Source organism: Rhodococcus sp. EPR-147 (assembly GCF_001647185.1).
Taxonomy (GTDB): domain Bacteria; phylum Actinomycetota; class Actinomycetes; order Mycobacteriales; family Mycobacteriaceae; genus Rhodococcoides.
In genome coordinates this window covers 1-14,129 of sequence record NZ_LVCU01000238.1, presented here as the reverse complement: position 1 = coordinate 14,129, position 14,129 = coordinate 1, and the positions used below count along the sequence as shown (strand labels likewise).

Genomic DNA, 14,129 nt, shown 5'->3' with positions numbered 1-14,129 from the left:
CCCGAGATCGTGCTCCGCACCAGCCCCTGGTGAACCGGAACTACAGTTCGAGTCCCAGGAGAGCGTTCTCGACCACCTCGGGAAGACCGGGGTGGATCCAGTACTGACCGCGGGCCATGTCCTGGGCGGACAAACCGAAGCTCATGGCCTGGATGAGTGGCTGGATCAACGTGGGGGCCTGTGCGCCGATGATGTGCGCGCCGAGGATCTTCCCGGTGCCCTTCTCGGCGATGATCTTGCACAGACCTTCGCTGTCCTCCATGGCCCAGCCGTAGGCGACATCTCCGTAGTTCTGGACCTTGACGGTGATGTCCAGGCCGGCGTCGCGGGCGTGCTCTTCGGTCATGCCCACCTCGGCGATCTGGGGATCGGTGAACACCGCAGCGGGAACGAACCGATGGTCGTTCTTCCGTAGCGTCGAGGTGTCGCCGTGCCACGCGTCCTGCAGCAGGTTGTACTGAACGACCCGAGCTTCCTGGTTGGCCACATGCTTGAGTTGGTACGGAGACGATACGTCGCCCAGTGCGAACACTCCCTCGGCCGTGGTGCGGCCGAATTCGTCCACCACGATGCGGCCTTCGTCGTCGAGCTCGATGCCTGCCGCAGCCGGATCGAGACGGTCTCCGTTGGGCTCGCGGCCCACGGCGACGAGGAACGCATCGCCGAGGACCTTGGTGCCGTCGGCGAGTTGGACCCCGTGCAACCCGCCCTCGGACAGGGGAGTGGTCTCGCCGGAGTCGAGGTGTACGTCCCACTTGGCGCGGGCGAGCTCGGTGAATCGCTTCGAGATGTCGGCGTCGAGTGCGCGGAGCAAGGTGTCCTTGCGGGCGACGATCGACACCTTGGAGCCGAGAGCCGAGAAGACGTGCGCGAATTCTGCTGCGATGTAACCGGATCCGAGAATCACCAGGTGCTCGGGTAGCTCGCGGAGACGCATCACATCACTGTTGGTGTGGTACGCGACACCCGAATCGGCGATGGCCTGCGGCACCGTCGGACGCGATCCGGCGGCGACGACGATCTGGTCGGCGGTGATCACGGCGCCGGTGCCGGTGTCGATGGTGCGCGGGCCGACGAAGCGCGCGTGACCCTCGAGCAGGGTGAGATTGGGGCTGCCTTCGGCGCGGTAACGCTTGCCGCCCTCCGAGATCGGGTCGATGCGGCCGAAGACGCGATCGACGATGTCCGGCCAGCGCACTGCGTCCACGTGGGCGTCGACACCGTATTTCGAGGAATCGCGTACCGTCCGCGCAACCTCGGCGGCGTAGACGAACATCTTGGTGGGGATGCAGCCGACGTTGAGGCAGGTGCCGCCGAAGGTCGAGTTCTCCTCGATCAGAGCGATCTTCTTGTCTTCGAAGCGCGAATCGGCTATCGAGTTGCCGGATCCGGAGCCGATGATCGCGACGTCGAAATGCTCGGTCATGAAATGTGCCCGCTCTCGGTGTGGTCCTTGCCCGACGCGTGGTCGGTGCTCTCGCTTCGGTGCAACCACTCGATCCACTCGTCCATTTCCTCGAAGGCCCGAGCGCGTGGAGTCTCGGTGGACAGGAAGACGTCGTGGCGGGCTCCCTCGATGGGCACGATCGTGGTGCGGTCGCCCAGGCAGCCCGCCCAGCGCGCGATCTGGCGAACGTCGAGTACGGCGTCTGCGGCGTCGACTGCGGAGCTGTATCGGCGCGAGAAGTGCGTCACCTTGGAGCGCAGAATCAGTGCGGGGATACCGATGTCGAGGCCGCGATGAAGTTCGGCGTGTCCGTGGCGGACGGCGCGAATCCACCCGAAGGTGATGGGGAAGCCGGCCAGGGGCTTCCAGTCGAGGTCGTAGTCCCACTCGCCGTTTTCCGATGCCGCGAGCGACAACCCGTACGTATCGAGCCCGCCGCCGGGAACCTGTGCCTTGGACCGGAACCTGCCGATGACGTCGATCGCGGCGGTACCGACGCTGCGGATGGCAGGTGGGCCCTGCAGATCGAACCACGGGCTGTTGAGGACCACACCCGACAGGCCCAGCCCGGCCGATCCGCCCTCCTGACGGTTGAGACGGTTCAGCCATAGCGGCAGTACGAGGCCGCCGGTCGAGTGCGCCATGAGTAGGACCGGGGCACCCGGGCGTTCCGTGCGGACCAGGGCGAGAGCCTCGTTCAGCTCGGCGTCGTACATCGCCAGATCGGTCACGAAGTGTGCGGTCTGGCCCTCGCGGCGCGAGCGTCCGCATTTACGCAGGTCCAGGGCGTAGAAGGCGTATCCCTGCGCTGCGAAGTGCTCGGCGATGTGGCGCTGGAAGAAGTAGTCGGTGAACCCGTGGACGTAGATCACCGAACGCTCGAAGTTGGCGGCACCGGGCGGTTGGTACCGCACGAGAGTGGCCTCGACCTGCCCTTCGCCGTCCGGATCGTTGCCGAGTGGAATGGTCGTCTGTTCGTAGCCGTCGCCGAGGACGTCGGGCACCCAGGTAGTCACAGATCACAACTGTAGTGGGCACCGCGGGCGGCGTCCGAGGAGCACAATCGGAACCGGGTTGACGTGGTGTCCGACGGGGTAGGCCCAGCTAGTAACCTGACCGCATCGGGTGAAGTAGCCCTCTACAGCAGAGTTCTCCGGTCGATACCGCCACCGGCCGAGACCTCCACAGACAAGGAAGTCGATTCTCCAGTGTCCAAAGATGAGCAGGGTAAGCGGATCAAGACCGACGTCGTTCTGGTCGGTGCCGGAATCATGAGCGCCACCCTCGGTGCGCTGCTCCGTCAGCTCGAGCCGAACTGGTCGATCGACGTCTACGAGCGGCTCGACGCGGCCGCAGCCGAGAGCAGCGACGCGTGGAACAACGCGGGCACCGGCCACTCGGCACTGTGCGAACTGAACTACACGCCGCAGAACAAGGACGGCAGCGTCGATATCGCCAAGGCGCTCAACGTCAACGAGCAGTTCCAGGTGTCGCGTCAGTTCTGGGCACACGGCATCGAGACCGGTGTGCTCTCCGACGCCAAGAACTTCATCAACCCCATTCCGCACGTGAGCTTCGTGCACGGGGCCGAGAACGTGAAGTACCTCCGTGCGCGGTACGAGGCGCTCGTGGGCAACCCACTGTTCGCAGGCATGGAGTACATCGACTCCGAGGACGAGTTCTCGGCGCGACTGCCGTTGATGGCCAAGGGCCGTGACTTCTCCGATCCCGTGGCCCTGAACTGGAGTCAGGAAGGCACCGACGTCGACTTCGGTGCGCTCACCAAGCAACTGCTGAACTACCTGTCGTCCGCGGGCGGCACAGTGCACTTCGGACACGATGTGCGCAACATCACCAAGCAGTCCGACGGCAGCTGGGACGTCAAGGTCGCCAACCAGCGCACCGGCGTCAAGAAGACCGTCAACGCCAAGTTCGTGTTCGTCGGCGCAGGCGGCGGCGCACTGCACCTGCTGCAGAAGTCCGGAATCGCGGAGATCAAGGGATTCGGCGGCTTCCCGGTCAGCGGCGAGTGGTTGCGGTGCACCGATCCGGCTCTGATCGAGCAGCACTCGGCCAAGGTGTACGGCAAGGCTTCGGTCGGTGCTCCGCCGATGTCGGTCCCGCACCTCGACACCCGCGTGATCAACGGCCAGCAGGGTCTGCTGTTCGGCCCGTACGCCGGCTGGTCGCCCAAGTTCCTCAAGCAGGGCAAGATCACCGACCTGCCCACCTCGGTGAAGCCCGGAAACCTGATGTCGATGCTCGGGGTCGGTGTGACCGAACTCGGACTCGTCAAGTATCTGGTCAGTGAACTGGCTCAGTCGCAGGCAGATCGTGTCGAGACGCTGCGCGAGTTCGCGCCCTCGGTGCTCGGCGAGAACTGGGAGCTGGTCACCGCGGGTCAGCGCGTCCAGGTGATCCGCAAGAAGGGTCGCGGCGGTGTGCTCGAGTTCGGCACCGCTGTGGTCAACGCAGCGGACGGCACCATCGCCGGACTGCTCGGTGCCTCTCCCGGCGCATCCACCGCCGTTCCGGCCATGCTGGACGTGCTGCAGCGGTGCTTCGGTGACAAGTACGACGCGTGGCAGCCCAAGCTCAAGGAAATGGTCCCGTCGCTGGGGGTCAAGCTGGCGCAGAACAGCTCGTTGTTCGACGAGGTCTGGGGCTGGACGTCCAAGACACTGCAACTGGAAAATGCTCGTGAGCTCGCACAGCCCACGGGTGTGTGATAGCAAAAGGTATGAATACGCAAGCAGCAGCTCTCAAACGATCATGGGCTCTAGACCTGTCCAACAGCACGTTGTACGACCTGTTGAAGCTGCGTGTCGAGGTGTTCGTGGTCGAGCAGGCGTGTGCGTACCCGGAGTTGGACGGGCGTGACCTGCTGACCGAGACACGGCACTTCTGGCTCGAACGGGACGGCGAAGTGGTGTGCACACTTCGCCTGCTCGAGGAGCACGACGACGGCGAGAAGGCGTTCCGTATCGGCCGGCTCTGCACGCAGCGCTCGGCCAGGGGACAGGGCCACACCACGCGAATTCTGCGAGCCGCGCTTGCCGAGGTCGGTTCGGCCCCGTGCCGGATCAACGCTCAGAGCTACCTCGTCGACATGTACGCCAAGCACGGCTTCCTGCCGGACGGTGAGGAAGTTCTCGAGGACGGCATCCCGCACACGCCGATGCGTCGGGGTGGCGGCACCGCCTGGAGCGAGAGCTGACCTCCCTGTAGTACGACAAGAACGAATGCCACACACGGCCCTACCGTGTGTGGCATTCGTTCGTTCGGCGGTAGTGTTCCGTTCGAAGTCGGTCGCGGAGAAGTCCTGTGTCAATCAGGCGCGGTCCCGCCACTGTGTTCAGGAGAATCTTCGCTCGAGATTCCCCTGTCAGCCAGATCGCCGCTCGGCTTCGCGTATCTCGACCGAACGTCCGGCGCGGAACTCCGGGCACGAAGGGAATTGGCTGTGCAGCGAAGTGGGAGTGTTCCCGAACCGGGATATCCGTTCAGTGCGATCGTCGGTCAGGATCAGCTGAGGTTGTCGCTGATTCTGTGTGCCGTGCACCCCGGTATCGGCGGTGTACTGGTGCGAGGAGAGAAGGGCACCGCGAAATCGACGGTGGTGCGCGCACTCGCGGCACTGCTGCCCGCCGTGGAAGACGAGGACGGCTCGCGTCCGGCGAAGCTCGTCGAACTTCCGGTGGGGGCAACGGAGGACCGAGTGGTGGGGTCCATCGACCTCGAGAAGGTTCTGCGCGACGGCGAACGTGCGTTTCAACCCGGTCTGCTCGCGGCTGCGCACCGTGGTGTTCTCTACGTCGACGAAGTGAATCTGCTGCACGATCACCTGGTCGACGTGTTGCTCGACGCGGCCGCGATGGGTCGGGTGCATGTCGAGCGTGACGGAGTCTCTCATTCTCACCCAGCGCAATTCGTTCTCGTGGGCACGATGAATCCCGAGGAGGGCGAGCTTCGCCCGCAGCTGCTCGACCGGTTCGGTCTGGCAGTGGAGGTGACGGCGTCGCGGGACGTGGACGTTCGCATGAACGTCGTCCGCCGCCGGATGAACTACGAGCGTGACCCGCACGCATTCGCCGCCGAGTACCGCAACGAGGACATCGCCGTGGCCGAGCAGATTCTGGCCGCCCGAAAGATTCTCGACGATGTGGTGTTGAGCGACAAGGAACTTCGGCGTATCGCCGCGCTCTGCGCATCATTCGACGTCGACGGTATGCGCGCCGATCTTGTGCTCGCTCGCACCGCATCCGCCCACGCCGCCTGGCGAGGCGCAAGCGACGTGGCCGAGGAAGACGTGCGGATTGCCGCCGAACTGGCTCTGCCGCACCGGCGTCGGCGCGATCCCTTCGACGAGCCGGGCATCGACGACAAGCAACTGGACGACGCCATGCGGGACGCGGCCGAACAGGCCGAGCAGCAGCCGGATCCGGATCCAGACCCCGACGGTGGTGGGGGAGCGCCCGATCCCGAGGCTCCCGACGACGCCTCCCAGTCCCCGTCCTCCGACACACAGTCCTTTAATTCGAACGAGGATTCGGCGCAACCACCGCCGCCCTCGGGTACCGGCAGCGAGAAGCAGGCAGGCACTCCGGGAGCACAGTTCAGAGCCCGGTTGCTCGAGGTTCCCGGAGTGGGCGAGGGTGCGCCTGGTCGACGCTCGCGGTCACGGTCCGCGCACGGACGATCGGTACGTCCCACCGTCGAGTCGGGCAAGGGCCTGCACCTGGTTGGCACCCTGTTCGCCGCGGCCGAGCAGCAGTTCGTCCGCGGCCGCACCTCCGGCCGGCTGAAGCTCGAGCCCGCGGATCTGCGGGGCGCGATCAAGGAGGGCCGCGAGGGCAACCTGATCGTCTTCGTCGTCGATGCCTCGGGTTCGATGGCTGCGCGAGATCGACTGTCCGCGGTGACCGGTGCGGTGCTCTCGCTGCTGCGCGATGCGTATCAGCGCCGCGACAAGGTTGCGGTGATCACCGTGCGCGGCACGGAAGCCGAGACGGTGTTGCCGCCGACGTCGTCGGTGGACGTGGCGGTGACGCGGTTGCGGAAGATGAAGACCGGTGGCAGATCGCCACTGGCGCAGGGCTTTCTGCAGGCACGGGAACTCGTTCTGCGAGAGCGTGTTCGAGACCCACTGCGCCGCGCTCTGGTCGTCGCGTTGACCGACGGCCGTGCCACCGGAGGCACCGACCCCGTCGGCCGGGCCCGGATCGCCGCGGGACGCATCGCGTCGGACAAGATCGCCTCCGTCGTCGTCGACTGCGAATCGGGAATGGTCCGCCTCGGACTCGCCGCAGATTTCGCGGCGTGCCTCGGCGGCGGTTACGTGGCCCTGGCGGATCTGTCGGCGGAGCAGGTCGCTGCCGTCGTTCGCGCAGCGGCGTAGGGGGTACGCGATGCCTCAGGGTGTACCGGCTCCCGGAACCGTTCCGCAGGACGGCCTCACGACGCGTCAGCGCCGCAATCTGCCCGTCCTTGCCGTGCACACCGGCCCGGGCAAGGGGAAATCGACCGCCGCATTCGGCATGGCGTTGCGGGCCTGGAATCAGGGTTTCGACGTCGGAGTGTTCCAGTTCGTCAAGAGTGCCAAGTGGAAAGTCGGCGAGGAAGCGGCATTTCGCACCCTCGGCGAACTGCACGAGAGCACCGGGGTCGGCGGAGCCGTCGAATGGCACAAGATGGGCGAGGGCTGGTCGTGGACTCGCAAGAAGGGCAGCGATGTCGACCATGCCGAGGCTGCGGCAGAGGGCTGGCGGGAGATCGCTCGACGAATCGAGCAGCAGTCGCACCGGTTCTACGTACTGGACGAGTTCACCTATCCACTCAAGTGGGGGTGGGTCGACGTCGCCGAGGTGGTCGACGTCCTGACCCACCGACCCGGCAATCAGCACGTCGTCATCACCGGACGCGACGCACCCCGTGAACTGATCGAGGCAGCGGACCTGGTCACCGAGATGGCCAAGGTCAAGCATCCGATGGACGCGGGACGCAAGGGTCAGCGAGGCATCGAATGGTGAACGCGTCCTGTCCCGCAGTGGTGATCGCGGCCCCCGCGTCGGGCAGCGGAAAGACGACGGTGGCCACCGGACTGATGGGTGCGCTGCGCAATGCCGGTCGCACCGTCGCACCGTTCAAAGTGGGGCCGGACTACATCGACCCCGGATATCACTCGCTCGCGGCCGGGCTCCCGGGCCGCAACCTCGACGCCGTGATGGTCGGTGCCGACCGCATCGGGCCCCTGTTCCGACACGGCAGTCGGGGGTGCGACATCGCGGTCGTCGAGGGCGTCATGGGACTGTTCGACGGCAAGATCGACATGACCGGACCGGGGGAGGCCTCCGCCGAGGGATCGACCGCACGAGTGGCCGCGATGCTCGGTGCCCCGGTGATCCTGGTGGTCGATGCCCGCGGACACAGTCAATCGCTTGCCGCTGTGCTGCACGGGTTCTCGACGTTCGACGCCAGCGTCCGCATCGGCGGAGTGATTCTCAATCGCGTCGGCAGTCAGCGGCACGAGGACGTGTTGCGCCAAGCGTGCGAACGGGTGGGTGTTCCGGTACTCGGCGCGTTGCCGCGCATGAGCGAACTGGTGGTCCCGTCACGGCATCTGGGGCTGATCACCGCAGTCGAACACGGTGGTGCCGCAACCGATGCCGTCGACGCGATGAGCGCACTCGTCTCCCGGTTCGTCGACATCGAGGCAGTGAGCGCCCTGGCTCGATCGTCGGTGACAGCGCCGCAGTGGTCCCCGGAGAACGAGGTACACAGCTCCGATGGATCGCCCGTGATCGCGGTGGCCGGTGGCCCCGCATTCACCTTCGGATACACCGAACACGTCGAACTGCTCCGCGCAGCCGGGGCCGACGTGGCCGTGTTCGATCCGCTGCGTGACGGATTGCCGCCCGGCACAGCAGGAGTCGTTCTTCCCGGTGGATTCCCCGAGGAGCATGCGGCCGCGTTGGCGGCGAACGAACTGCTGCTGGCCGATATCAGGACGGCCGCGGCCAAGGGTTTGCCCATTCATGCCGAATGCGCCGGATTGCTGTATTTGGCAAGCCGATTGGACGGTCATGCCATGGCCGGGGTCGTCGACGTGGACGCGGAATTCGGGAACACCCTCACGCTGGGATACCGCGATGCGGTTGCCCTCGAATCGTCCACACTGTTCGACGCGGGTACCCGCGTCACCGGCCACGAGTTCCACCGAACGAAACTCGTGGACGTGCGCGAGAGCGCCTCGGCCGCGTGGGGCTGGCACAAGCAGAGCCCCGACGGCAGAACTGCGGCGCGCGAGGGATTCGTGCAGGGCGGTGTTCACGCGTCGTACCTGCACACCCATGCGGCGGGCAATCCCGGATCCATCACCCGGTTCGTTGCCGCCGCAGTCGACTACGCGCGAGTGTAGAGGGATCGCGAGAATGCGGGTCGTCGTCGGAATAGGTGCCCGAGCCGGCGTCGATGCCGCCGACGTCGAGGCGGCGATCTCGACGGTGCTGCAACCGGACTGGAGCGTCGAGGCGATCGCCTCCATCGACCGGAAAGCCGACCTGGTTGCCGCGGTGGCGTCGAGCATGGGGGTTCGGGGCGTGACGTACTCCGCGCTCGAACTGTCGACCGTCGTGACACCCACCGTGTCGGTGCGTGTGCTCGATGCCGTCGGATGCGCCAGCGTCGCCGAAGCAGCGGCACTGCTGGCCGGTCGTTCGACGGAGGTGACGGTACCCAGGTTCGGTCTGGACGGTGTCACCGTTGCCGTGGTCGAGCTCTGCCTTGACGGTGGACAGGGGGTTCGGGCCATCCTGTAGGTATGACCGAGACGATGAAAGCCGTTGCCTACACCCGCTCGCTTCCGATCGACGATCCTGCCGGCCTGACGGATGTGGTCCTCGACCTGCCCACCGTGCGCCCGCGCGATCTTCTGGTCGACGTGCGTGCCGTGTCGGTGAATCCGGTGGACGTCAAGGTCCGCGCCGGCAACGATCCGCAGGGCACCCCGAAGGTCCTCGGGTTCGACGCCGCCGGTGTGGTGCGCGCTGTCGGTGCCGACGTCACCATGTTCGCGCCCGGCGACGAGGTCTACTACGCGGGCGACATCGGCAGACCCGGAACGAACTCGCAGTTCCATGCGGTGGACGAACGCATCGTGGCGAAGAAGCCGACCACCCTCGATTTCGCACAGGCTGCGGCATTGCCGCTGACTGCGATCACTGCCTGGGAAGGTCTGTTCGACAAGCTCCGCATCACTGCCGAGACCACCGGAACTTTGCTGATGGTGGGCGCCACCGGGGGTGTGGGATCCGTTGTGCTGCAGCTGGTTCGGGGCCTCGTTCCTGGCGTCCGCGTGATCGCGACGGCAGCGGACGAGGACGCCGAGGAGTGGGTCCGTTCTCTCGGTGCAGCCGAGGTGGTGAATCACCGACGCGATCTTCGGGAGGAAGTACGCCGAGTAGCGCCCGACGGCGTCGATTACGTGTTCACTGCTCATTCCTCCGGGCAGGTCGAGGTCTACGCGGACCTGTTGACGCCGTTCGGTCAGATCGTGGCGATCGACGATCCGGAGACCCTCGACGTTCTGCCGCTCAAGACGAAGGCGATCTCGTGGCACTGGGAGTTCATGTTCGCGCGTCCGATGCACGACACGCCGGATCTGATTCGCCAGCACGAGCTACTGACCAGGGTGGCCGAGCTCGTCGATGCGGGTTCGGTGCGCACCACCGTCACGACGGTTCTGTCTCCGATCGATGCCGAGCAGCTGCGCGAAGCGCATCGGTTGGTCGAAACCGGGCACGTACGGGGAAAGGTTGTGATCGCAGCCCGCTCGTGAGGACCGATCCGCGCCACTGACTGGCGAAAGCGGGCCGACGCAGGCAATGTGGATCCAATGACTTCCGACAGCCTCGTCCTACTCGGCCCGATCGTCCGGTACGTCGGCACCGAGACTGCGACCCTGTGGTTCGAGATGGCCGAATCGTCGACCGTAACGGTCGTGACCGACGTCGGCGTCCGCGCAGAAGAACGAACGTGGGGCGTGCACGGACACCACTATGCGCTGGTGCCACTGGAAGGTCTGCCCGCCAACTCTTCGGTGCACTACGAGGTGTTCGTCGACGAGCGTCGAGTGTGGCCGCCGGAAGGCCGAAGGGCCGCCATTCACACGGTCGACGCCGAAGGGCCTGTCACGCTGGCATTCGGATCCTGTCGGCGAGGGGACAACTACAGCGACGAATCCTTGAAGGAGATCGGAGCCGACGCGTTGGCCGGGCTCGGGAACGCGCTGATCGAGGAGGACCCGAGCCGGTGGCCGCAGGCCTTGCTGCTCCTGGGCGATCAGGTCTACGCCGACGATCCGTCGCCGGAAATCGTCGAACGGCTGCAGGCGCGGCGTCGGTCCGGCGAGGGTCCACGCAGTGCCGTCGGTACCGACGCGGAGAACGAGATCTGCGATTTCGAGGAGTACTCGTGGCTGTACCGAGAGTCCTGGGGACTCGAGCCGGTGCGGACACTGTTGGCGAGCATCCCGTCGTGCATGATCCTCGACGACCACGACCTGCGCGACGACTGGAATTCATCCGCTTCCTGGCGTCGAGACATCGTGACGCGGCCCTGGTGGAACGACCGAGTGGTCGGCGCGTATTCGTCGTACTGGGTGTATCAGCACTTGGGCAACCTCTCGCCCAAGGAGCTTGCGCAGGATGAGATGTATGCCGCGGTACGATCGGCCGCCAGTGACGCAGAGCGCGAGAAGTTGTTGTCCGACTTCGCTTTACGAGTCGACCGGCGGCCCGAGACCGGACGCTGGAGCTTCTACCGCGACTTCGGCGACACGCGGCTGATCATGATCGATTCGCGCTGCTCTCGAAACCTGGATCCGGACAACAGAGAAATGGTCGACGAGAAGGAGTGGGCGTGGGTACGTGAACGCGCGCTCGAGACCACTCCGCGGCATCTGCTGTTCGGATCGTCGTTGCCCTACCTCATGCTGCCCGCGCTGCACTACCTGGAACAGTGGAACGAGGCTGTGGCGCAGGGCAGTTGGGGCTCGATGTCGGCAAAGGTGGCCGAGAAGATGCGGATCGGTCTCGATCTCGAACACTGGGCCGCTTTCACCAACTCGTTCAACGACATGGCCGCTCTGACGCGTGAGCTCTCCCGCGGCGAGAACAAACCCGCCTCGATCATGTGGCTGTCCGGAGACGTGCACTGCTCCTACGTGGCGAACGCGGACTTCGGTGTCGGCGGGCGCGAGGTACCGGCCACGTATCAGCTCACTATGTCGCCGTTCCGCAATCCACTCGATCTGCCGATTCGCGCGGTCAACAAGCTGGCCATCAAGCGTCCCGCCGCCCGAATTCTGTCGAAGCTGGCGCGCGCTGCCCACGTGGGCCCCTCCGGTGTCGAATGGGAGGCCGAGGCCGGGCCATGGTTCGCCAACGGCGTCATGCTGCTGACTCTGCACGGCGACTCCGCCCGGTTGCGGGTGCACCATGCTCATGTCGACGACGCGGGCAAGCAGGTGCTCACCGAGACGTCGACCCTGGCCCTCGCCTAGCGAACGGTAAACGATTGGCCATAGCCGGGCCGATGAGGTTGGCTGGTTCGTTGTGGCCCACCTCGAACTCAACGACATCGTCTACTTCCTGCCCGACGGGCGGCAGTTGCTCAACGGTGTCGGGTTTCGTGTCGGCGACGGTGCCAAGACCGCCCTCATCGGGCCCAACGGAACCGGTAAGACCACGCTGACGCGCATCATCGCGGGTGACGAGACCCCCGACGAGGGATCGGTGTCGAGTTCGGGCTCGCTCGGAGTGATGCGGCAGTTCGTCGGCCAGCTACGAGACGACTCGACAGTGCGTGATCTGCTGCTGTCGGTTGCGTCCCCGCCCGTGCGGACGGCCGCCGCTGCCCTCGACACTGCCGAGAACACGATGATCGAGGTCGACGACGAGAAGACCCAAATGAAATACGCGCAGGCCCTGTCGGATTGGGGCGATGTCGGCGGTTACGACCTCGAACCGTTCTGGGACAAGGTCACCACGGCGGCCCTCGGAATGCCGTTCGACCGCGCGAAGTGGCGCGCTGCATCGACTCTCAGTGGCGGTGAGCAGAAGCGCCTGGTGCTCGAAGCGTTGTTCGCGGGCTCGGACAATCTGTTGCTTCTCGACGAACCGGACAACTACCTCGATGTGCCGGGCAAGCGCTGGCTCGAATCGACCATTCGTGATTCCGACAAGTCCGTCCTGTTCATCAGTCACGACCGGGAGCTCATCGCCAACGCCGCGAATCGGATCGTGACCCTGGAACCGGGCGTCAGCGGTGCCACTTCCTGGGTGCACGGCGGCGGGTTCGCGACGTATCACGCTGCGCGTGAGGACCGGAATGCTCGGCTCGACGAACTGCGACGGCGGTGGGACGAGGAACTCGTCAAACTCCGTGCACTGGTGCTGCGCCTGCGGGAGAAGGCCAAGTTCAACGACGGGGTCGCTGCGCGCTACCACGCGTCTCAGACTCGATTGGCGAAGTTCGAGGAGGCCGGACCGCCGGAAGCGGTGCCGTTGAAGCAGCACGTCACCGTTCGTCTGCGCGGCGGCCGCACAGCCAAGCGCGCGTTGGTGTGTACGGCACTGGAACTGACCGGACTGATGAAGCCCTTCGACACCGTGATCTGGTACGGAGACCGCGTCGCCGTGCTGGGCTCCAACGGTTCCGGCAAATCGCACTTCCTGCGTTTGCTCGCCAACGGTGGAACCGATCCGGAGAAGGAGCACGAGCCGGTTCAGGAACTGGCACTCGATCCCGTTCCGCACACCGGCACCGCGGTGCTCGGCGCTCGCGTTCGGCCCGGCCTGTTCGCGCAGACCCACACTCGGCCCGATCTCGCGGGCAACACACTCCTCGATATCCTGCACATGGGCAACGAACACCGCGACGGCATGGGCCGGGAGGCCGCGGGCCGGGCACTGGACCGCTACGGTCTGGCCCGAGCCGCCGAACAGTCCTACGACAATCTTTCCGGTGGCCAGCAGGCGCGCGTACAGATTCTGCTGCTCGAACTCTCCGGGGCCACCCTGCTGCTGCTGGACGAGCCGACCGACAACCTCGACCTGATGTCCGCCGACGCACTCGAAGACGCCATCGCCGCGTTCGACGGCACCGTCATCGCCGTGACCCACGACCGCTGGTTCGCGCGCAGCTTCGACCGATTCCTCGTGTTCGGCAGCACCGGTCAGGCCTACGAATCGAACGAGCCCGTATGGGACGAGAAGCGGGTGCAGCGCGCGCGGTAGCGTTTCCTCTCGTGAACGCGACTGACTCTCCCTATCTGGTCGGCCTCAATCTGGAAGGTCGACGCGTCGTCGTGGTCGGTGGCGGCACCGTCGCGCAGCGCCGATTGCCGCTGCTCATCTCCTGCGGTGCTGTGGTTCACGTCATCACTCGGGAGGCCACGCCCGCTGTGGAGGCGATGGCAACTGCCGGTCAGGTGACCATGGAGTTGCGTGACTATCGCGAGGGCGACCTCGCCGACGCCTGGTACGCCGTCGCGTGCACCGACGAGGCCGCGACCAACATCGCCATCGTCGCCGAGGCCACCGCGTCCAAGATCTTCTGCGTGCGAGCCGACATCGCCAAGGACGGCACCGCGGTCACCCCGGCGTCCGCCGAATGGGACGGG

General features: G+C 65.8%; 12 protein-coding genes. 10 read left to right on the top strand and 2 right to left on the bottom strand.

The genetic code is table 11. The features are described 5' to 3' along the window. Window positions 1–40: 40 nt before the first annotated feature. Both mtr and A2J02_RS11595 read right to left on the bottom strand, forming a co-directional pair. On the bottom strand, window positions 41–1,426 hold the full coding sequence (gene mtr, locus A2J02_RS11600; RefSeq protein WP_068050244.1) for a mycothione reductase: 1,386 nt from the start codon (window positions 1,424–1,426) through the stop codon (window positions 41–43). Beyond that, entirely contained in the window at window positions 1,423–2,463 is a 1,041-nt protein-coding gene (locus A2J02_RS11595) for an alpha/beta hydrolase (RefSeq protein ID WP_068050242.1), read from the bottom strand. The genes mtr and A2J02_RS11595 overlap by 4 nt, the downstream gene beginning before the upstream one ends. 192 nt (window positions 2,464–2,655) lie before the next feature. Here A2J02_RS11595 and mqo point away from each other — a divergent pair, with 192 nt between their 5' ends. The 10 genes from mqo to A2J02_RS11545 all read left to right on the top strand — a co-directional run. Then, the gene (mqo, locus tag A2J02_RS11590) at window positions 2,656–4,176 is read left to right on the top strand and encodes a malate dehydrogenase (quinone) (RefSeq protein ID WP_068050240.1); all 1,521 of its coding nucleotides are present in this window, start codon (window positions 2,656–2,658) and stop codon (window positions 4,174–4,176) included. Window positions 4,177–4,187: 11 nt separating this feature from the next. Next, window positions 4,188–4,664: a GNAT family N-acetyltransferase gene (locus A2J02_RS11585; RefSeq protein WP_068050238.1), complete on the top strand. Its 477-nt coding sequence runs from the start codon at window positions 4,188–4,190 to the stop codon at window positions 4,662–4,664. A 240-nt stretch (window positions 4,665–4,904) separates the two neighbouring features. Beyond that, entirely contained in the window at window positions 4,905–6,845 is a 1,941-nt protein-coding gene (locus tag A2J02_RS11580) for a magnesium chelatase subunit D family protein (protein WP_197478004.1), read from the top strand. Window positions 6,846–6,855: 10 nt separating this feature from the next. After that, entirely contained in the window at window positions 6,856–7,476 is a 621-nt protein-coding gene (gene cobO, locus A2J02_RS11575) for a cob(I)yrinic acid a,c-diamide adenosyltransferase (RefSeq protein ID WP_037189604.1), read from the top strand. Continuing rightward, window positions 7,470–8,864 carry a cobyrinate a,c-diamide synthase gene (locus A2J02_RS11570; protein WP_068050236.1) on the top strand — a complete coding sequence of 465 codons (1,395 nt, stop codon included), beginning with the start codon at window positions 7,470–7,472 and terminating at the stop codon, window positions 8,862–8,864. Before cobO ends, A2J02_RS11570 begins: the two co-directional genes overlap by 7 nt. Before the next feature lie 13 nt (window positions 8,865–8,877). Continuing rightward, window positions 8,878–9,264, top strand: coding sequence for a cobalamin biosynthesis protein (locus tag A2J02_RS11565; RefSeq protein WP_068050234.1), 387 nt, complete (start codon window positions 8,878–8,880; stop codon window positions 9,262–9,264). Window positions 9,265–9,266: 2 nt separating this feature from the next. Then, complete coding sequence (locus A2J02_RS11560; protein ID WP_068050232.1) at window positions 9,267–10,283, top strand: zinc-binding alcohol dehydrogenase family protein; 1,017 nt, start codon at window positions 9,267–9,269, stop codon at window positions 10,281–10,283. A gap of 57 nt (window positions 10,284–10,340) precedes the next feature. Next, a complete protein-coding gene (locus tag A2J02_RS11555) occupies window positions 10,341–12,008 on the top strand; it encodes a DUF7800 domain-containing protein (RefSeq protein ID WP_068050231.1) in 1,668 nt (555 codons plus the stop codon). Between the two features lie 52 nt (window positions 12,009–12,060). Next, window positions 12,061–13,743 (top strand): ATP-binding cassette domain-containing protein, encoded by a 1,683-nt coding sequence (locus A2J02_RS11550; RefSeq protein WP_068050229.1) that lies wholly within the window; start codon window positions 12,061–12,063, stop codon window positions 13,741–13,743. Next, the coding region (locus A2J02_RS11545) for an NAD(P)-dependent oxidoreductase (protein ID WP_331712146.1) at window positions 13,710–14,129 on the top strand (420 nt) is incomplete at its 3' end. The genes A2J02_RS11550 and A2J02_RS11545, both read left to right, overlap by 34 nt.